Source organism: Coleofasciculus chthonoplastes PCC 7420 (assembly GCF_000155555.1).
Classification (GTDB): domain Bacteria; phylum Cyanobacteriota; class Cyanobacteriia; order Cyanobacteriales; family Coleofasciculaceae; genus Coleofasciculus; species Coleofasciculus chthonoplastes_A.
Map to the genome: position 1 here is coordinate 373543 of NZ_DS989843.1, position 21282 is coordinate 394824.

A 21282-nucleotide genomic window follows, 5' to 3' on the forward strand; every position below is an offset into this window, starting at 1 on the left:
CTTAATTCCCTAGGCGATCGTGCAAATAATTACTATACAAATGATAGCGAGCTTTGACCTCATTTCCCTCTAACTGCACCAGACCCAAACTTTGTAATTGAAAAGCTAGCATGGATTCTAATTGCACCGGATGTGTTGACTCGACTACTATTTTCATTGCCATTGCCAGTTCTGGATGCTCCTGCAAATTGCCCAAATGTCCCCGCAAATGATTAGCATAAATTCCCGCTTCCGTACAAGCCTTTTGCAACAGTTCCTTCAGGGTGATTTCGGAGCGAGTAAGGTGATAGATTGCCCTCTGTACAAGATAAGGATGTCCTCCCACCAACGACATCAGCTGATCCACTTGTGCACCCTGCCAATCTAAACCTTGTCGCTGTGCCAAATCCTGTACTTGTTCCCGGTTAAACTCCGGTAATTCTATGGACTCACCAACATTAAACGGCGACTGATGAATATTTAGCTCAATATACACTTCCGTGGAATGGGCAACAACCAACCGCAGTTTTTTCCAAAGCTTACTTCTCTTTCCTTTCTCATACCAAGCTCGCAGCATCGCCAAAAAGTTCCCAGCAATTGCAGAATAAGGAAAAATACGATCCACGTCATCTAACGCTAAGACCAAGGGATGCTCTAATTGACTGAGCAAATATTCCTCAAAATAAATTGTACAGCTCTGGCTGCTACCTAACTCGTCTACCCAATAATCAGTCAATTGATCTCGTAGTCTCAACTCGCGCCCCACGACACCACAGAACCAGCGCAGGAATTTATCCAGACTGCTTAAGACCGACCCATCGGCTAGCAGTAAACTTAAATTCACAGTTCGATACTTTTGTTTAGTTGCTTGAGCCAGAATCCTATCAATCAGCCAGGTTTTGCCCATTCGCTTCGGTGCTTTGATCCGCAGCAGGGAACCCGGTTGCAAGATTGTCTCATTGCAGCGAGATTCGATAGGAGGTCGCTCCATATACTCAGAGACGGCTGTTCCTGTTTCCTCCCCAGAACAATCAACCGTAGCCAATTCCAACGCCTCTGCTGAAAATGTGCGATCGCTGCGTTCGTCTTCAAGATCAGCGATTTCCTTCAACTCTAATCCCAATCTTTCGCAAATTTCATAAAACGTCGCATAATCAACACGTCTACCATTGAGGAAACTACTCACTGTGGACAAAGCAAGCTGTAACTCCTCGGCTAGGTCTCTCTGGCGGAAAAAACCATTATGCTTAACTGCTCGTTTGACCCGTTCGATATACTGGGGGGAAATTCTTAGCGATCGCGACATGACTAATCCTTGAATGAAGCTAATCACATCATAATCGGCTTGATCATGACCTCAAGGGAACTGAGTCAGAAGTCGGTTATAAGTCAGTCATGAGTGTATAGCTTATTGGTGGATTAGAATTGTAGGGGCGCTAATGGTTTCTAGTTTAGTTACCAATGAAACCCAGGGCAATAAACAGTAGTCTTACTTGCGTTCCTTCTGTTGCCCAATAACTTTAATCAGTAGGGCGATGGAGCGAATTAGGACAGCGATCGCGAAGATGGTTTCAGGTACACTGCCTACTGGAACCTGTAGCGGTAGATTTGGCTCGACATGAGTTGGTACAGCAATGATTGGTTCACCAGTGTGAATAATTTGATGTGCTTCACCTTGCATGGTGTTTTTCCTAACTCTACAGTCTCATCCTCTAAAACCGCTTATTGAGGTCGAAACTGAGCAATGCTTGACTTGATTTTGACAATCCATAAGTTATGGCTTACAAAATAATCATTTCTTGTTGGCTTCCCGTTGCCTTCTCCGTTCTATCAGCTTGACTCGAACGGCTTCGTAGCCAGCACGGGGAGGATCAGCCGCAATCCGAGCCAAGCGATCGCGGTTGCGTTCTTGCCAATACTGTCGAATTTCTTGTGCCATTTGCAAAACGTCTTGATACTCTGCCTCTACCTCTACTTGATGGGCTTCAATATAGGCAAGAACTCCATTCATCTGCTCATCAGTCAAATTGAAGACATCGCGAATGTACTTGTGTGGATAGTCGGCTTTGAGATAATCGATCACGTCATAGAGAGTGATCCGGGTACCCGCGATCGTTAATCCCCGTTCAGTACGGATAATATGTTCGTTACCAGCGTTCGTCATTCCTATCTTCTACGGTAAGGAAATCCCTGATGTCGTTTTCAGTCTCCATCATAGCCCTCTCCTCGGCTAAGTCTCTCTGGTTCCAAAAACTATTACGCTTAACCACTCGCTTGACCCATTCGATATACTGGGGGGAAATTATTCGCGATCGCGACATGACTAATCCGTGAATGAAAGTAATCACATCATAATCTGCTTAATCATGACTTCAAGGGGATTGAGTCAGAAGTTGCTTATAAGTCAGTCATGAGTGTATAGCTTGTTGGTGGGTTAGGTTGGATAGTTCATTAAACAGTCATTCGTGCTGATTAAATTCCCGCCTAACCTACCCTACTGATGACTGGCGGATACACGCAATTTTATCAATTAGAATTAAACTGTAGGGGCGCATGGCGTGCGCCCTTTTATTACACCGATATGCACCCAATTCAACCGTAATTTTAATCTCACAATAGGCAACACGCTAGTAGAGTTGAATTGCCAAATTAAGATTCATTTGTAGAATCTTGATAGGCTTTAACCTTTTCATATAAACTAGCAACAGTTTCTTGTGCAAACAGCTTGTCTTTGCTTTTGATATAATCCCCTTCTCCCAACTTACAAGCAGCGACAAAACGCGCAAGTTTAGCGGGTTCTAAATGAGCAATTAAGACATCTAAACCGTCTTGTAAAGCTTGTTGATCATTACTTTTATTGTCATCTTCTATCTCCAAAATAAAGTCAACTGGATTAAGTGTTTTTAGGGCGAATCCCTGACAGCGATTAATTAAACGCTTGTCACAGGTGATAAAATAATCGCTGTTGGTGGCTTCGGCACAGGCAACATGAAGCGCATCAATGGCTTTAATTCCTTGTTGTTCGAGTTGTTCTGCTCTTTGTCGGATTGTTTCATCGACTTGTTGTCGGATTGTCGCCATTTGTAAATACCGATTCATGGCTTTCTGTTTAATGGGAAAAGGATTAAGGCTATTTTCATAATCTAGAACTGAAGAACCAACCAAGTTTATTAATTGGGCTGCCGCCATTTGCAAAATGAGAGTAACAGCTTGTGTCTCTAAGAATATTTTGGGTTGTGTTTGGTCATCAAAAGGGCGATTGTAAACACTTGTATCGAGGTAAACCGTGATCATGTCAAAGTCTCCACCAGTTTTTGTGCTTCTTTGACTCGGCTTTCTTTCGTCTGTCTATAAAATACTTGCAATCGTTCAGCCTCTCGCCTCATAGCCTAACCGCCTCAGACAAAACGCGATCGCGAATGTATTCTTTCAAGATATCCACTCTAGCGATATCAACCTGGCAATTGAGTAGCCTTTCCCAATTATTGGTGTCATAATTTATCAATTATCATCCTCCTCAGGCAACGCTGACTCTAACAATCGCTGCCAATCCTCATCGGTTGGCAATAAGCCTTGATATTCCTCTGGCACCTGCGGGTAAAGCTGATACGTCGCCACCCCAATCGGGTTCGTCTTTAACTTCAGACTAAACTCTACCTCTAGCCTATCCTGCTGTGCACAGAGAATAATTCCAATCGAAGGATTGTCATCTGGGGCACGTTCTTGCTCATTCAACACCTCCAGATAAAAATCCATCTTGCCTGCATATTCGGGGCGAAACCGTCCGGTTTTGAGATCAATCGCCACCAAACACTTCAAAAAGCGGTGGTAAAATAACAGATCGAGAAAATACTCATTCTCTCCCAAGGTCAACCGATACTGACTACCAATAAAACAAAACCCATAACCTAACTCAATCAAAAAATCCTTAAGTCGAGCAATCAAGTTTCGCTCCAACTCTTGCTCGTGAACCGCCTGTGTCAATCCCAAAAACTCTAAACTATACTGGCTTTTAAGCGTTTCTTCGGCTTGCTCTGCCAAATATTCTGGTAAGGTTGTCGAAAAGTTATGACTTTTGTCTTGTCGGCTCACCTCATAGGCACCTGCTTTAATTTGGTTGAGTAGCACATTGCGCGTCCAACCTAAGCGAGCCGTCGCTTCCAAATAATAGTGGCGAGCCACCTCATCTTTAATGCGCTGCATAATCAAAATATTATGACCCCAAGGAATTTCTGCAACAAGCTGTTTCAGAAATTCAGGTGCTTCAGCATAAGCTTCATAAAACTGCTTGATTAACCACAAATTGCGCGGTGAGAATCCAGTTATTTGAGGAAATTCAGCCTTGAGGTCAGCCGATAGCCGTTCTACGACTGCCTTGCCCCATCCTAACGCCTCCTGCCGCTCTACAATCAACTGCCCCAAAGACCAATACAAGCGAATCAGCGATCGATTAACTGCCCGCGCCGCCTCAATCCGACTTTGAACAACCTGAATTTTAATGTCCCGCAGGAAATCCTGATAGGCGCGATCAAAAGAAGGTTTAATGGTACTCATGTTCAAAACCCTGGATTACTGCGATGACTCGCTAATCTTACAGCCTATCACTAGAATAGCCGCGATATCCCTACGGAATTCATGGAAGTATTGAAAGCGCGATCGCACATTCTTGACATCTAAATTGCCATTGGTAGGGACACAATACCGGCTAAAGTCGGGGCGGGTTTAGTCGCATCTAGGCGCAACCGAAAAGATAATAGTGAAACCCGCCCCTACACAATTACGTTTTCTACCTCTGCCCCATTATTCACCATATATCTCGTATCCATATATTCATGATAAAAATACAACATGAAAGGGTTAACCTTTCCAAATTAATGGAAGTATTGAAAGCGCGATCGCACGTTTTTGACATCTAAATTGCCATTGGTAGGGACACGCTCCCCTGATACCCTGTTATTTCCTTTAGTTTTGCCATGTTGCATCTAGGGTAAAGTTACAAGAATCTTGGAGAATACAAACATCATTTACTTGTATTAAATTACCTGTACAGAATATAGGAATGCGTTCTTGATAAGCTTTGATCGCCAAAATATAATCACGTCCGATTAATTCGGTCTGAATTTTACAGATTTGATTGTTGACAGATCCAAAAAGTGTAATTTGTCCTCTTAATTCGGTCGCGTTTGGAGGCTGAATTTGCATCACTACTCCCTGAACCTTGACAGCGTTGGCTGTTGTATTGAAGAAATGACGGGTTTCTTGACCTGTAATCCTTGCGTACAGGACAACGGGATCGAGATCGGCTTCATTCTCCCATTGGATCGTGCCTAAATCAGGATTGACTCGGACTTTAGCAAAATAGTCTGGATTTTTTAAGGGAGTAAATATACCTGTAAATTCTATTATTTGACTAATATCAACTATGCCCTCAACGCCATCATCGAATCGTAGATGGAGTTGATATCCTGCTAAAGGTTGAACATCGACAATATCTTTTAGCATGGCTTACTATAAAGGAATGATTTTGTTTAACGGTTGATTAGTTTGGGCTAGTTCCCAGTTCTCCATCAGTTCGGTTTGATGTAGACTTGCCCATTCAGTCACAAGTTTAGTTACTCTTGAGGTTAGCTTTCCGGCTATAATTTCCAGCGTATTAATACTAACAAGGGCTTTTTGTTGGTTATAGCGGACATGAAAATGTGGGGGGAGGTGATCGTTATAATACATGGTAACGATGATTCCGAAAAAACGACTGATTTCTGGCATGAAATCACCTCTTTACTGCAAACGCCTGTCTGCCATGACTAGCCTATCACTAGGGTAGCTGCGATGTCCCTAGGGAATTAATGGAGGTGTTGAAAGCGCGATCGCACATTGATGTGACCAGTTAAAAGCCTGAGACCCACGTATAGTAAGGATTTCATTTTTGAAAATTGCCACAATATACTTAAACAGATATAACTTAAAAGCTGAACATTTCAACTCACAGCAAATTCCGTAAACTGACGCATATAAGGAGGATGAAACCCAACGACAATATCCTCTTTCAATACACCTAAATCAACTAATTCTTGTCCGATATCAATTTCTGTTACATTTTGCTGAATCCAAATCTTGTTATCCTTAATATCGAGATGTATAAAACAACCATACACGCGCTGTTTGTTATCCCATCCGACCCGAACCAGTTGATAATGATTGTTTTCTGTATCACAGACAACTTGCACCTCTATCTCTCCGTATGAAGGCTTGTATGCAGCATAATCTGTCAGTATCTTTTTGATGCAATTTCGATACATTTCTACTTTTTCCATAAAGCAATTACCTCGTCTTCAATGTCATACACCAACAATGCCAACTGATAATCTTCTATAATAATAGTTGCAAACTCACGCTGAAAGAAATCATTATAGGTTGTTAAAGGAATTGCCATGAATAGCTGGCGCTGGGGATCTTTTATTTTCAGGGCTGTACGGTAGTTGATAAATTGTCCAACGGCTAAATGAAAATCTGTTATGGCTGAAGTATTCAAAAAACTCTTAATCTCAACGGCAATTTTCTCGCCCTGCTTTTCTGCAGCAAGCAGGCGTTCTGCCCCCAGATCGATTAACATATCGACTCCACCCACAGTGATGAAAAGTGGGTCATCTGTAATCTCCCAACCATCCTTTCGCAAGGCAATTTCCACAACCTGATGAAATTTATCCTTTTTTGGCATAAAGTCCAGATGACAAATCACTCTAATTATGGTACTACGGCTTTTCCGGATGTACGTCGGTGCGATTTTACAGGGATAATATTTGACCTTGGGTGTGCTACGCCAGTGGTGAACGAATCGATAGTAATGATTCCAGGATGGATCACCCCTTAAATCGCGAGTATTTTTAACACAAAACAATTCTTCCCCATTCTGTTACATTTAGCTTACAGTATTAGAGTGTTTCAGGCTATCAACATGACCAAAACATCTGGTCACACCACTGTTGTCGGCACTCACCCCTACCTTGAACTCAACAATCAAGGTCAAATCCAGCGCTTTTACCTGAACCAAGACACCCATACCCTAGGACGCGATCGCACTTTCTCTAACCTCCCCATCCCTCCAAGTTGGGGCGTTATCTCTAACCGCCACGCCATCTTACGCAAAGAGGGTGAAGACTATCGTATTTTCGATGGCGATGGTCAACGTCCCAGTACCAATGGTATTTTTATCAACAAAACCCGAATCAATACCAGCCAAGGCTATCTCCTCCAAAGCGGTGTACAACTGGAAATTGGTCAAGATCCCCGCAACTATATCCTCCTCACCTATACCAATCCCAATCGCAGCCAACTCACCGTCCAACCCAGTAAACAGCGCCTATCTCTTCAAGGATTACGCGAGTGGCCCGTAGAATTGGGACGCGAACCGACTCCTGGACGCTACGCCGCCATCCAACTCGACGCCCCCACGGTTTCTCGTCTACACGCCGTTATCACTCCATCCCCCCAAGGTGGCTATGTCTTAGAAGACCGTAGCACCAATGGCACCTTCCTGAACGAAAAACTGATCAATACTAGCGTTCCCCTCCAGGATGGCGATACCATCCGCATCGGACCCTTTAGCCTACTACTACGCCAAGACACCCTGGAATTAGTGGATCGAGGCAATTATATCCGCCTCGACGCCCATCGCTTAGTCCGTCAGGTTAAAGATAAACAGGGGCAAACCAAAACCATCCTCAGTCACGTCTCTCTCCCCATTGAACCTGGACAATTTGTCGCCTTGGTCGGCGGAAGTGGTACGGGGAAATCCACCCTATTAAAAACCCTCTTAGGCATTGAACCCACCCAGGAAGGTGGCGTCTTTCTCAATGGCGATAATCTGCGACAGAATTTTAACCTCTATCGGTCTCAAATTGGCTATGTCCCCCAAGATGATATCGTTCATCCGGATTTAACCGTCGCTGAAGTCCTCACCTACTCCTGTCGGTTACGATTACCCCCGGATACCCATGTCAACGCGATCGTGAATCGCACTCTTGACCAAGTTAAGCTAGAGTTTGTCCGCAACAGTTTTGTCCGGGATTTGAGTGGGGGACAACGCAAACGGGTGAGTATCGCCGTGGAACTCTTGGCTGATCCGAAACTCTTTTTCCTGGATGAACCCACATCTGGACTTGACCCCGGATTGGACAAAGAGATGATGCAACTCTTACGGGAACTCGCCCATCAGGGGCGCACCATCCTCCTCGTCACCCATGCAACCGCCAATATTGAAGTCTGCGATCGCATCGCGTTTCTGGGTCGCGGTGGACATCTGTGCTACTTTGGTCCCCCGCAAGAGGCGATGGACTTCTTTGAAATGCCCTCTGGTGACTTAAAATACTTTGCCGATATCTACATCAAACTCGACCACGGCAAAACTAAATCAGAAAATGAGCAAACTGTCAAGCATTGGACAGAGAAATTTTTGCATCATTCCGCCGCCTATCAAAGCTACATTCAAGCCTCCCTAAGTCCAGGAAAAGTCACGCCATCCCAACCCCCACCCAGTTCAGGAAGCGGGAGTTCTCCCCTAAACCAACTCTGGCTACTGAGTCAACGCTACCTAAAACTAATTCTTCGCGATCGCCTCAGTCTCGCCCTCTCCTTACTCACCGCCCCGATTGGTATTGGCTTAATTGTCCTGACGTTACAGGGTAAAACCCCTTTAGCTGAACTTGACACCCTAGAGATAACCCAAGCGCCTCTCGCCTTACGAGTCCTATTTATCTTTACCTGTGCAGCCATTTTAGTCGGACTCTTAAGTTCAGTCCAAGAAATTGTCAAAGAATCCAGTATTTATGCTAGAGAACGATTAGTTAATTTAGGCATTTTTCCCTATCTGGGGTCAAAATTTCTGATCCGTTCGGGTTTAGCGATTCTGCAAACTCTTTTGATTGTCATGGTTATCTTAGTGGGGTTTCAATCGCCTAATCCGGAAATAATCCCCTGGTCAATTGGTTTATCCTTAACTACATTTTTAACGCTAATGGCTACCTTGAGTTTAGGACTCTTGGTGTCCGCCTTCGTTACCAATGAAACCGAGGCAAATAATAGCTTATCCTTACTCTTTCTACCCCAAATTATCTTTTCTGGCGTTCTCTTTGAACTGACTGGTTTTGCCCGTAAACTCTCCTGGTTAACCATCAGTCGTTGGTCAGTGGGTGCCTATGGTGCTTTAGTGGATGTAAATGCCATGATACCGGAACAAACACCTCTACCTGGAATTGAACCGCCTCCCCTTCCCTTTGAACCCACACCTGTCTATGATCCAACCTGGGACAACCTGAGACTTAACTGGGGTATCCTTTGTGTACATACCGTTGTTTATCTCGCGATCGCGCTTTGGTTACAGAAGCGTAAGGATATTCTTTGATACTCTCCCTGAGAGGGGTTTGGAGACCAAACCCCTACGTTGATCATTAATGTGATGCACCTCAATGAATTACACCTTGCCTTCAATTAAATATGAAGGGGTGGCTTCGTCACCTTCAACCCGGCTTCTTCTTGCACATATTCCTCAATGTCAATCGTGATCGGTTCAACCTGCCAGATATCTTGACAATACTCTCGGATTGTGCGGTCTGAGGAAAACTTCCCAGTGCGAGCTGTATTCAAAATGGACATGCGAATCCAATTCTCTTGGTCGCGATAGGCATGACTGACGCGATCTTGGCAATCGATGTACGATTGATAGTCGGCAAACAACAGGTACTCATCTTTGTAGAGGAGTGAATCCACAATTGGCTTAAACAAGTCCGGATGTTCAGGACAGAATTCACCCGAAGCAATGCGATCAATCACTTCTTTTAATTGAGCATTACTATGGTAGTAATCCATAGGATTGTAGCCCCGGGATTTCAAGTCATAAACCTCTTGTGCGGTTAAACCAAACAAGAAGAAGTTATCAGCCCCCACAGCTTCCCGAATCTCAATATTTGCTCCATCCAGAGTGCCAATCGTTAGCGCTCCATTCAAGGCAAACTTCATATTGCCTGTGCCGGAAGCTTCCTTACCTGCCATGGAAATTTGCTCGGAAAGATTAGCCGCCGGGTAAATCTTCTGACCCAAGGAGACAGAAAATCCTTCCATAAACACCACTTTAATCCGACCAGCCACATCGGGGTCGTTGTTGACCACTTTAGCGACTGCATTAATCAACCGGATCACCAACTTCGCCATATAATAGCCCGGAGCTGCCTTGCCTGCAAAAATGAAGGTTCGGGGCAGAATTTCGATGCCTGGATTGCGCTTGATCCGGTTATAGAGGGTAATGATATACAAAACATCGAGTAACTGACGCTTGTATTCATGTAATCGCTTCACCTGGACATCAAACAAGGAATTGGGATCGACTTCTACGTCATTAAACAGTAGAATATAGTCCACCAACTCTTGCTTATGCTGCTGCTTAATCGTGGCAAACCGTTGGCGAAATTCTGGATCATCGGCAAAGGCTTCCAGTTTTTGCAAGTCTTGCAGGTGAGTCACCCAACTATCACCAATTTTTTCCGTAATCAAGTTGGAAAGTTGGGGATTACTCAGCAATAGCCAGCGACGCGGGGTAATGCCATTGGTTTTGTTATTGAATCGTTCTGGGAACATTTCATAGAAGTCGTGTAGCACTCGTTCCTTGAGTAATTCTGTATGGAGTGCGGCTACACCGTTAATGCTATGGCTACCGACACAAGCGAGGTGTGCCATGCGGACGAATTTTTCCCCACCTTCCTCAATCAGGGACATGCGTTGCAACCGCTCCCCATCTCCAGGATATTTCACTTTGACCTGTTCCAGGAAGCGGTGGTTAATTTCGTAGATAATTTCCAGATGTCGCGGTAGTAAACGCTCGAATAAGCGGACGTGCCAACGCTCTAGGGCTTCGGATAGCAGGGTATGGTTGGTATAGCCGAAGGTGTGCTTGGTGATGTACCAGGCTCGGTTCCATCCCAATTTATATTTATCGATCAACAGCCGCATTAATTCAGCAATCCCAATTGAGGGATGGGTGTCATTGAGTTGGATAGCGACTTTTTCGTGGAACTGGTCAAAGTTCCGGTGTGTGCGGCGGTAGGTGTTGATGATGTCTTGGAGTGAACAGCTGACGAAGAAATACTGCTGTTCTAGGCGTAGTTGTTGACCTTGAGAGGTATTATCGTTAGGATACAGGACTTTGGAAATATTTTCAGAGAAAATTTTGTCTGTCACCGCGCCCGAATAGTCTCCACTGTCAAATACTTGGAAGTTGAACTCTTCGGAGGCTCCGGCTCGCCACAGACGTAGACTATTGACGGTGTTGTTATGGTATCCCGGTACGGGTGTATCGTAGGGGGTTCCTAAGACTTTGCGATCGGGAATCCAACGCACTCGATACTGACCCTTCTCATCATGATACCCTTCGGTATGTCCGCCCAACTTGACCGTAACGGTTAACTCGGGACGGCGGATTTCCCAGGGGTTGCCGAAACGCAGCCATTTATCCGGATGTTCGACTTGAGCGCCTTCTTCAATACGCTGATCGAAGATGCCAAATTCATAGCGAATTCCATAGCCAACGGCGGGAATTTCTAAGGTGGCGAGGGAATCCAAAAAACAGGCAGCTAAACGTCCTAACCCGCCATTTCCCAGTCCGGGTTCAGGTTCGAGTGCAATTAAGTCATCCAGCTTTAATCCGGATTCTTCTAGGGCTTGACAAACTCGGTCGTACATATTCAAGTTGAGCAAGTTATTGCTTAACTGACGACCCATTAAAAACTCTGCCGAGAGATAATAAACAGTCTTGACCTCTTTTTGCAGGTAGGTTGTCGCGGTATTAATCCACCGATGCAGCAAGCGATCGCGTACCGTATAAGCCAGAGCCATGTAGTAATCGTAGGGGGTGGCTAAGAACTCGTTCTTGCCCTGGATATAGTACAAGTTATCGGCAAAGGCACGTTTTAGCGTCTCCACCGTCATCCCGGTGCGATCGTCTTCTACTTTAATTTCCGGGAGGCAGACATTCGACTGGATGGGTTGATCGCTATTGGGTTCAAAAACTTGGTTATTCATAGACTGGTTGTTACTGATGACACGATTTAATATCGTTCCCCCTGCTACTCTAGTCTCTAAAATTGGCGATGCCAAGGTATCAGACGTTGGGGTTTGCTTTCGCTCTATCCGTCAGCTTAACCGCACCAGACCGCGATCCGGAACGTCTGTGTAAAAATCTGTTATGCCTTGGCGCGAAGTCGTTGATGCAGTCTTTTCCACTTCAGGTGCGATCGCTCGCCTAAACGCCTTGCTATAAACTCTCCTGACGAAAAAGGATCTAACCCCCTTTTTGGCTGGGGTCTTTTTTCCTTCTACGCCTTCTTCTACCCCTTCTGCCCTAGAGCATTACTGAATTACTGTTCTCCCCGTTTTCTGTCTTGGGATAGATGAAGGATCACCCTTTAGAGACTTTTACTAGCGCCGCTGCCTACCCAACTTCTATTATGAAATCAGGAGATAGGCAATTATGGGAGTCAAAACTTGTCTTTGTTGTGGTCATCCCCTCTTACGCCACGTAAGACGGCAAGGTATTTATTGGTTTTGCACAGTTTGCCATCAGGAGATGATTCCCCTGAAGCCAAGCCAGTCACCTATTCGTGTCGATACTCTACAGCTTATGCCAAACAGTCAGATTTTGCGATCGCGTCCCCTAGAAACCGTTCAATCTTAGCCTATCTTATGCCTTATAAGCTGTTCGGCATTTAAACCTTAATATCAATAATGGCGCAATCCTTGCCGTAGTGCGTTAAGCGAAGCCATGCCGTAGGCTTTGCATCTTGCTCGCTACTAATACCCAATTTAAATGCATGACAGCTTATTCTGAGTTTTCACAGTATATGGTATCTCTGTAGGGGCGGGTTTCACTACTATCTTTTCGGTTGTACCCAGATGTAACTAAACCCGCCCAGACGTTGCATGCAACGTCTCTACCCAGGTTTCTTAACGGACTAATCAACGGCTCACCTTTTTCTTTTTGGTTAGCCATAATCCTGTCGCGAATGCCATCAGTCCAGCTAAACTTCTAGGTTCGGGTACGGACACTGGATCACTTGGACTATCGTCACCAATACTATCATCTGGGTTATCAGGAATCTCGTCATCTGGAGTATTGTCGATTGGATCATCGGCAATATCATCATCACTCGGTAAGTTTTCATCAATGTCATCCCCTGGATCGTTTACAACAGGAGGCGTAGGTACTGGATTGTCTACAACAGGAGGCGTTGGAGGCTGCCAACGGGTTAGAATATCGTCGATCCAATTCGTGTAAGATGACGCACGGGTATCAAAGGAAAACTCGCCGAAGGAAGAATTGAGGGCATCGTCAATATCAGAGGAAATACCATCAAGGTAATAAACTCGTAACATAAAGGAAGTCACTCCTGCGATCGCGCCATCGATGAATGTGGGACTTCCGGAATCCCCTGATGCTGCACTTACTTCATTTAGCCCTAACCCTAAGTCAGCATAATCATCGCCAAACCAATAGCCAAATGCATCATTCGCTGCCAGTCCGTTATCAAAGTCGTAAGCTAATAAGGAGTCACTGAAGTTATCGGATAATAGTTGATTAAACAAATCTCCGGAAGCGTCATAACGATTCTGACCGGAACGCTTTAACCCATCCCAAAATACATCACCAACGTTACCATTTCCAGACCCACCATAACCTACTTTTTTGCCAATTTTACCCACTTCGTTGTTATTTCGATAAATATCATAGCGATCGACTGTATCTGGGGCAATATCGGTTAGCTCTAAAATGGCAATATCATAGCCATTATAAATATCTCCCGTCCAGTCATCATGAACAAAGATATCAGCAACGGAGAGATTGATATCACCTGTTGATAACTCAAACGTGGCTGTGCCATCCCAAACATCTAAATTCCCAAAATCATCAGTGAGACAATGAGCCGCCGTGAGAATATGAGCGCCCGTTCCTAATAGCCCACCTGTACAAGAACTTCCCCAAACACCACCTAGAGAAAGTTGAGCGACGCCATCATAGCCAGTTCCGGGAGATACAAGATAATCATCGGGATTGCCCGTTGTCGTATAGAGGGGCTGGACTTGTGTCTGAATTAAGTTGGTGTTGAAACTAGCGGCTTGAGCAGGTTCGGTGATAATTACGGGAGTGAGTAAACTTACTGCAGAGAGAAGAGTTATAGACTTGAAGTTAGACAAGGTGAAAGTCATGGTTACAGGAGAATGAAGGAGTCACGATTCAACGGTTCACTGTCATCTGTCTCTGAGAGATTGACCCTTATGCACTTTTTTCAGAGTTGTAACGTTTATTCATAACCTGGATGAAATTTTCCCCAACGTGCATAAGTTCCCACTGCTGAGAGATATATACTAGAAAAGTATGGTTTGGGTTCAAATTGGTGATGAATCAAAGCTGGAAACATTGGTGGTGGACATTCGCCGGAATTGTTGGAATTAGCGGCGTTTTTGCATTCTGGGATACGGCTGCTGTCGCTCAGATTACACCGGATACTAGCCTGGGAACTGAAAATTCCGTGGTTACGCCCAATGTGGATATTCAGGGACTTCCGGCGGATTTAATTGAAGGCGGGGCGACACGCGGCGCGGCGTTGTTTCACAGTTTCTCAGAGTTTAATGTTGGCGAGGGATTGCGGGTTTATTTCGCGAATCCGGTGGGAATTGAAACGATTTTCAGTCGGGTGACGGGGAGTGATGTCTCGAATATTTTGGGAACGTTGGGGGTAGATGGGGGTGCGAGTTTATTTTTGTTGAATCCCAATGGGATTATTTTTGGAGAAAATGCGCGGTTAGATATCGCGGGTTCGTTTGTGGCGTCTACGGCGAATTCTGTGGTGTTTGAAAATGGGGTGGAGTTTAGCGCCACGAATCCTGAAGCACCACCGTTATTAACGATTAATCTAACGCCGGGATTGCAGTATGGGTCAAATTCAAACGGACGAATTGCCAATGCTGGAACGTTAGAAGTGGGGCAAGATTTGACCCTAGGGGCAGATAATCTGGATTTACAAGGTCAATTAGAGGCTGGGGCAAATCTGACGCTTACGGCGAAAGATACGGTAACAATACGGGATACTGTAGCACATCCATTTATTGCCACGGCTGGAGAACAGTTGCTGGTTCAAGGAAATCAAACGGTAGATATTTTTGCCTTGAATCATCCCGATAGTGGCTTGTTTTCCGGTGGGAATATGGTGTTGCGAAGTGCCAACACTGTAGGAGGTGATGCTCACTATTGGAGTGGGGGGAGTTTTGCGATTGAGCAGTTAGATGGAAGTTTGGGAGGGTTATCTAGTCCCAATGATCCAATTATTCGCGCCAATGGAGATGTAGCGTTTAATTTTTACGAAGGCGCATCTCTACACATCCTTGCTGGAGGTAGTGTCACCATTCCTCGCTATGTCTGGATTCAAGGTGCAGATCCTATGAACGGTATTGCTGAGGAGGTTATCTTATCTGATGGGACTACAGTAGGTATTGATGGACGTATTCAGCCAACTCTTGATATTCGAGCCGGAACTACAGCGTTTGGAACTCCATTTCTCAATACAGGTGAGCCAACAAGTGCAGATATTAGAGTTGGCACAATATTGTTTGCTTACCCTGCATCTGATCCTACCAACGGACTGATTATACCTCTGTCAGGAACGGTTCTATTAAGTAATCAATACCAGCCCAATTCCTCACTTAATGGTGATATTCAAATTGTAGCTACACAGGGAGGGGTATTGACGGGTGTGGCAATCGGAAATAGTAGTGTTGAGGGCGGTGGCGATATATTTGTTGATGCTCGCAACACGATTATACTCAATGGTCTAGTTTCTGCCTCTTCTTTTGGATTCGCTAATGCTCTGGGTCAGGGTGGTGATGTTAACTTTATAGCCCAAAATGACATCATTTTCATGCCTAACTCGAGTATCGATAATTCTGGTTTATTGGCAGGTGATGTCTTCCTTCAAAGTCAAGGAAATGTCTCTTTTGATAGCAGTGGTATTGTCAGTAACAACTTTGGGACAATACCTGGATTGAAGGGAGGAAATATTAACCTTACAGCTCGGTCGCTTTCCTTAACTAATGGAGCTCAACTCAATACCAGCACTTTTGGAAGAGCCGATGCCGGAAATGTGACGATTAATGTCTCAGATGCAATAACTATGGTTGGAGGAGGATTCCCTACCGGAATTCAGAGCAATGTCGAATCCGGCGCAAATGCTAATGGGGGGAATATAAATATTGTAGCTGGGTCACTGTCTATTCTTGATGGCGCTCAAGTACAAACCCTCGTTCGTCAAGCTGCTGGTAACGTTCTTGCCGGACAAGGCAATGCTGGCAACATCAATATTAATGTTCGGGATGTTTTTACCCTTGATGGTATCAATATTTGGCCAAGTAGAGTTACTAGCAATTTAGATTTTAGAGCTACAGGCAGAGGCGGAAATATTGATATTGAAGCAGGTTCGTTATCTATCACCAATGGTGCTCAGTTAACTGCCAGCACTTTGGGGCTTGGAGATGCGGGAAACATAGATATTAATGTCTCAGATGCCATAACTATGGTTGGAGGAGGATTCTTTACCGGAATTCAGAGCAATGTTGAATCCGGAGCAAATGCTAATGGGGGGAATATAAATGTTGTAGCTGGGTCACTGTCTATTCTTGATGGCGCTCAAGTACAAACCCTCGTTCGTCAAGCTGCTGGTACTGTCCCTGCCGGACAAGGAAATGCTGGCAACATCAATATTAATGTTCGAGATGCTTTTACCCTTGATGGTGTCAATTTTGTGCCAAGTTCAGTTATTAGCGGTTTGGATTTTAGAGCTACAGGCAAAGGCGGAAATATTGATATTGAAGCGGGTTCGTTTTCTGTCACCAATGGTGCTCAGTTAACTGCTAGCACCTTTGGACTTGGAGATGCAGGAAACATAGATATTAATGTATCGAATCATCTCACTGTAGCTGGAGTAAATGCCGGATTTACTAGTCGATTTACCAGTAATGTTGGAGTGGGAGGAGTTGGCAACGGTGGCGATATCAACATTCAAACTAACTCGCTTTCCATCACAGATGGCGCTCAAGTACAAACCCTCGTTCGTGAAGCTGCTGGTAACGCCCCTGCCGGACAAGGAAATGCTGGCAACATCAATATTAATGTTCGAGATGCTTTTACCCTTGATGGTGTCAATGTTGCGCCAAGTACAGTTACTAGCGATTTAGATTTTGGAGCTACAGGCAGAGCCGGAAATATTGATATTGAAGCGGGTTCGTTTTCTATTACCAATGGCGCTCAATTAAGCGCTAACACCTTTGGACTTGGAGATGCAGGAAACATAGATATTGATGTATCGAATAACTTCACTGTAGCTGGCGTGAATGCCGGATTGCCTAGTCGAGTCACCAGCAAGGTTGGAGTGGGAGGAGTTGGCAACGGTGGCGATATCAACATTCAAGCTAACTCGCTTTCCGTCACAGATGGTGCTGGAGTACAAACATTTGTTAGTAAAGCTGCTGGTACCGTCCCTGCCGGACAAGGCAATGCTGGCAATATAAATATTAATGTTCGAGATGCTTTTACCCTTGATGGTGTCAATTTTGTGCCAAGTACAGTTACTAGCAGTTTAGGTGTTAGAGCTACAGGCAGAGGCGGAGACATTGATATTGAAGCGGGTTCGTTTTCTGTCACCAATGGGGCTCAGTTAACTGCCAGCACTTGGGGACTTGGAGATGCGGGAAACATAGATATTAATGTATCGAATAATCTCACTGTAGCTGGAGTGAATGCCGGATTTCCTAGTAAAGTCGCTAGTAATGTTGAAGTGGGAGGAGTTGGCAACGGTGGCGATATCAACATTCAAGCTAACTCGCTTTCCATCACAGATGGTGCTGGAGTGCAAGCCCTAGTTAATCGAGCTTTTAATTCATTCCCGGCAGGACAAGGCAACGCTGGCAACATCACAGTAACAGCGTCGGAGTCTATAGAACTAATCGGCGCTTTAGCTAATGGGCTATTTAGTAACTTACTGACTCAAACCGAATCAGGCACTACCGGAAATTCGGGAAACTTGTCGATTACTACAGGACGGTTAACGGTTAGGGACGGAGCACGGGTATCAACTAGTGTGGCAGGTATAGGGAAGGGTGGCAACTTGACTGTTGCTGCTTCTGATTCAGTAGAAGTAATTGGCACGGTAACCACAGCTAATGGAATACGTTACAGCAGCTTGATTACTCAAACTGAAGAGTTAGGTGGAAATGCTGGAAACTTGACGCTTGAGACAGGACGGTTGCTGGTTCAGGATGGAAATTTATCAACAACGACTTTTAGTGCTGGAGAGGGAGGAAATCTCAGCGTTACTGCCGATTTAGTTGAAGCGAGAGGATTGTTTGCTGGCTTGGGTGCTTTAGCTGGAAGTAGTGGGGATGCTGGAGATTTAACCATTGATACAGAGAAGTTAATAATTCAAGACGGCGCAGTAGTTTCGACATTAACTTTGGGTGAAGGACAGGCTGGAAATCTGAATGTCACTGCCAGAGAATCTGTGGAAGTGAATGGTATGTCACCCGATGGTCAAGCTGTTAGTTCTCTATCTACGGAAACTTATAGTCGTGCAAATGCAGGAGATTTAACAATCTCCACTCGACAACTCAGTATTCGGGATGGAGCTAAAGTATCAGCTTCTAGCTTTGGGGCAGGGAACGGCGGCAATTTAACCGTAACTGCCTCTGAGTTTATCGAACTGAGCGGCATTTCACCCGATGGTCAAACGTTTAGTAATTTGTCTGCCAGTGCTTCAGGAACTGGAACGGGTGGCAACGTGAACATTTCAACGGGTCGGTTGACGGTTAGAGAAGGAGCAGCTGTATCAACGTTGACGGCAGGTAAAGGTGATGGAGGAGATATAGTTGTCACGGCTTCCGAGTTAGTAGAAGTCATTGGTATCGCACCCAATAATCGCGCTCCCAGTGGCATATCCACTCAAGCAACGTTAGAGTCGGAGGGCAACGCCGGGGATTTAACGATTAACACAGAGCAATTAGTTGTCCGAGATGGGTCTCAAGTATCAGCTGGTACCCTTGGTCGTGGTGATGGAGGAACCTTAACGGTGACTGCCTCCGAATCAGTAGATTTGATGGGTAGCAGTGGCTTGGTCACTAACACTGAGTTAGCCATGGGAGGAGACGCGGGAGACTTAACGATTAACACAGAGCGATTGATTGTCCGAGATGGGGCTCAAGTATTAACTTCTACCTTGGGTCGGGGTGATGGAGGGACATTGAGCATAAATGCTTCTGAGTTGATACAGGTCATCGGGGAAGCAGCCAATGGACGACCCAGCGTTTTGGCGACTGGAACTAGGGAAGAGGCGACAGGAAATGCCGGAAACTTAAACCTTGAGACAAGCCAGTTAATCATTCGAGATGGGGCAGGAGTATTAGCTTCTACGTTTGGCAGTGGTAATGGAGGAAAATTGAGCATAAATGCTTCTGAGTTAGTACAGGTCATTGGGGAAGCTGCCAATGGACAACCCAGCTTTTTGTGGACTCAAACTAATGAAGAGGCGACAGGAAATGCCGGAAACTTAAACCTTGATACCAGCCAGTTAATCATTCAAGATGGAGGTCAAGTCTCTACTCTAACGTCTAGCCTCGGCAAAGGTGGCGACTTAACCATAGAAACCTTAGACTTCGTGGAAGTCGTGGGGACTACAACCGATGGTAGCATTCCCAGTAACCTGAGTGCTGGTTCTTTAGGTAACAGCGATTCTGGAGACCTCAGGATTAACACAGGACGACTGCTCATCCGGGATGGAGGACAGTCAACAACAGGAACTTTTGGTGCGGGCAAGGGGGGTAATCTGATTGTAGACGCCTCAGAGTTTGTGGAAGTAACTGGCACAGGTCTGAGAGGAAACAACAGTGCCTTATCTACAATCGCTGCTTCAGGTTCCACAGGAGATGCTGGAGATTTATTGCAAATCGATACAGGAAAGTTAATCATCCGGAATCGGGGCGCGGTTGCCGCTTCTACATTTGGCACAGGAGCGGCAGGTGGCTTAGTTATCAATGCTTCTGAATCTGTGTCTCTGAACAATCAGGCGCGTTTGTTGACTAATTCAATGAGTGTTGGTAAGGCTGGGGATATGAGGATTACCACACCACAGTTAACTCTTCAGGATAACTCCCAGGTCTCTGCGGCTACCGTATCCAGTCAAGGTGGAGGAATCACCTTACAAGGTTTAGACACCTTGCAAGTCAATAACAGCTTTATTTCTGCTTCTACTGAAACAGGTACAGCTGGAAAATTGACGGTTAATGCGGCTGACTCTGTACAACTGACAGGAGCAGGCGGTTTGTCTGTGGAAGCCACCAATGGCGGTACGGCTGGAGACTTAACTGTTACAACTCAGGAACTTCAGGTAAACGAGGGAGCGCAAGTTACCGTCAGCAGTCCCCAAGGACAAGCCGGAAATCTAACCATTGCGGCGGATTCCATCGTCCTCAATCAAGGCACAATCTTTGCTGAAACCGGAATCAGTGGCGCACAAGGCGGTGCCAATATTACTCTGGACGATTTAAACCTGCTATTCCTAGAAAACGAAAGCCTAATTTCTGCTAGCGCCCTCGCTGACGCCAACGGCGGTAACGTGACAATTGACTCCACATTCATTATCGCCTTACCCCCAACGGGTACAGAAGGGAGCGATATTATTGCCAATGCAGTGCAAGGAAACGGAGGGCAAGTTAGCGTTACTACTCAAGGACTATTTGATATTGCATTTCGACCCCAACGTACTCCCTTAAACGACATTACCGTTAGTTCTGAATTTGGACTAGATGGTGTGTTTGTGGAAAATCGACCCGATATTGACCCGAACCGGGGATTAACCGAATTAGAAAATAACTTTGTTGATGCAGAACGCCTGATTGACCGTTCCTGTAATGCGGGAGGTGCAGCATTAGCCAGTAGCTTTATTTTCACAGGTCGCGGCGGTATCCCACCGAGTCCCCTAGATGTTCTGGAGAGTGACGTAATGGTCAGTAATTGGGTAAGTTTAGATGAAGAGACTCCAACTCAAACGCAACCAGAATCTGTCACGCCCAATTCAAGTCAACCTCGGCAAATTATTGAAGCGCAAGGGTGGGTGAAACTGGCAAATGGGCAGATAATTTTGGTGGCGGAATCGCCCACAGTCACACCTCAGGTGAATTGGCAAAACGCCACAGGCTGTGAAAGTCCTGAATAACAGT

Annotated in this window: 16 protein-coding genes and 1 pseudogene; 4 read left to right on the plus strand and 13 right to left on the minus strand. The window is 45.3% G+C overall.

The window, feature by feature from the left end:
• Position 1: 1 nt before the first annotated feature.
• The 11 genes and pseudogenes from MC7420_RS05435 to MC7420_RS05475 all read right to left on the minus strand — a co-directional run bounded on the left by MC7420_RS05435 (position 2) and on the right by MC7420_RS05475 (position 6697).
• Positions 2 to 1312 (minus strand): AAA-like domain-containing protein, encoded by a 1311-nt coding sequence (locus tag MC7420_RS05435; RefSeq protein ID WP_006098775.1) that lies wholly within the window; start codon positions 1310 to 1312, stop codon positions 2 to 4.
• Between the two features lie 156 nt (positions 1313 to 1468).
• Positions 1469 to 1660, minus strand: coding sequence for a hypothetical protein (locus tag MC7420_RS05440; protein ID WP_006098771.1), 192 nt, complete (start codon positions 1658 to 1660; stop codon positions 1469 to 1471).
• Between the two features lie 111 nt (positions 1661 to 1771).
• A complete protein-coding gene (locus MC7420_RS05445; protein ID WP_006099134.1) occupies positions 1772 to 2143 on the minus strand; it encodes a DUF433 domain-containing protein in 372 nt (123 codons plus the stop codon).
• A complete protein-coding gene (locus tag MC7420_RS42310) occupies positions 2127 to 2327 on the minus strand; it encodes a hypothetical protein (protein ID WP_232231645.1) in 201 nt (66 codons plus the stop codon). Before MC7420_RS42310 ends, MC7420_RS05445 begins: the two co-directional genes overlap by 17 nt.
• A gap of 508 nt (positions 2328 to 2835) precedes the next feature.
• Positions 2836 to 3273, minus strand: a pseudogene (locus tag MC7420_RS05450) (PIN domain-containing protein); the annotation flags it as partial.
• 88 nt (positions 3274 to 3361) lie between these two features.
• Entirely contained in the window at positions 3362 to 3484 is a 123-nt protein-coding gene (locus MC7420_RS43230) for a hypothetical protein (RefSeq protein WP_006099137.1), read from the minus strand.
• Entirely contained in the window at positions 3481 to 4533 is a 1053-nt protein-coding gene (locus MC7420_RS05455; RefSeq protein WP_006098791.1) for a PDDEXK nuclease domain-containing protein, read from the minus strand. The genes MC7420_RS43230 and MC7420_RS05455 overlap by 4 nt, the downstream gene beginning before the upstream one ends.
• A 408-nt stretch (positions 4534 to 4941) precedes the next feature.
• Entirely contained in the window at positions 4942 to 5481 is a 540-nt protein-coding gene (locus MC7420_RS36105; RefSeq protein WP_006099104.1) for a DUF2442 domain-containing protein, read from the minus strand.
• 6 nt (positions 5482 to 5487) lie between these two features.
• The gene (locus MC7420_RS05465) at positions 5488 to 5745 is read right to left on the minus strand and encodes a DUF4160 domain-containing protein (RefSeq protein WP_044205191.1); all 258 of its coding nucleotides are present in this window, start codon (positions 5743 to 5745) and stop codon (positions 5488 to 5490) included.
• Between the two features lie 212 nt (positions 5746 to 5957).
• A complete protein-coding gene (locus tag MC7420_RS05470) occupies positions 5958 to 6293 on the minus strand; it encodes a XisI protein (protein WP_044205195.1) in 336 nt (111 codons plus the stop codon).
• Entirely contained in the window at positions 6281 to 6697 is a 417-nt protein-coding gene (locus tag MC7420_RS05475) for a XisH family protein (RefSeq protein ID WP_006098946.1), read from the minus strand. Before MC7420_RS05475 ends, MC7420_RS05470 begins: the two co-directional genes overlap by 13 nt.
• A 237-nt stretch (positions 6698 to 6934) precedes the next feature.
• On the opposite strand from MC7420_RS05475, the gene MC7420_RS05480 reads away from it, so the two are divergent.
• Positions 6935 to 9379 (plus strand): ATP-binding cassette domain-containing protein, encoded by a 2445-nt coding sequence (locus MC7420_RS05480; RefSeq protein ID WP_006099002.1) that lies wholly within the window; start codon positions 6935 to 6937, stop codon positions 9377 to 9379.
• Between the two features lie 86 nt (positions 9380 to 9465).
• Here the strand turns inward: MC7420_RS05480 and MC7420_RS05485 are convergent, their stop codons facing one another.
• Positions 9466 to 12048: a glycogen/starch/alpha-glucan phosphorylase gene (locus MC7420_RS05485; protein WP_006099084.1), complete on the minus strand. Its 2583-nt coding sequence runs from the start codon at positions 12046 to 12048 to the stop codon at positions 9466 to 9468.
• Between the two features lie 68 nt (positions 12049 to 12116).
• Here MC7420_RS05485 and MC7420_RS39220 point away from each other — a divergent pair, with 68 nt between their 5' ends.
• A complete protein-coding gene (locus MC7420_RS39220) occupies positions 12117 to 12272 on the plus strand; it encodes a hypothetical protein (protein WP_006098959.1) in 156 nt (51 codons plus the stop codon).
• A 224-nt stretch (positions 12273 to 12496) separates the two neighbouring features.
• On the plus strand, positions 12497 to 12700 hold the full coding sequence (locus MC7420_RS36570) for a hypothetical protein (protein ID WP_006099126.1): 204 nt from the start codon (positions 12497 to 12499) through the stop codon (positions 12698 to 12700).
• A 281-nt stretch (positions 12701 to 12981) separates the two neighbouring features.
• Here the strand turns inward: MC7420_RS36570 and MC7420_RS34905 are convergent, their stop codons facing one another.
• Complete coding sequence (locus MC7420_RS34905; protein WP_052307430.1) at positions 12982 to 14229, minus strand: trypsin-like serine protease; 1248 nt, start codon at positions 14227 to 14229, stop codon at positions 12982 to 12984.
• A 191-nt stretch (positions 14230 to 14420) separates the two neighbouring features.
• Between MC7420_RS34905 and MC7420_RS05495 the strand changes: the two genes are divergently transcribed.
• Positions 14421 to 21278, plus strand: a complete 6858-nt coding sequence (locus MC7420_RS05495; protein ID WP_006099132.1) for a two-partner secretion domain-containing protein — start codon at positions 14421 to 14423, stop codon at positions 21276 to 21278.
• Positions 21279 to 21282 lie beyond the last annotated feature (4 nt).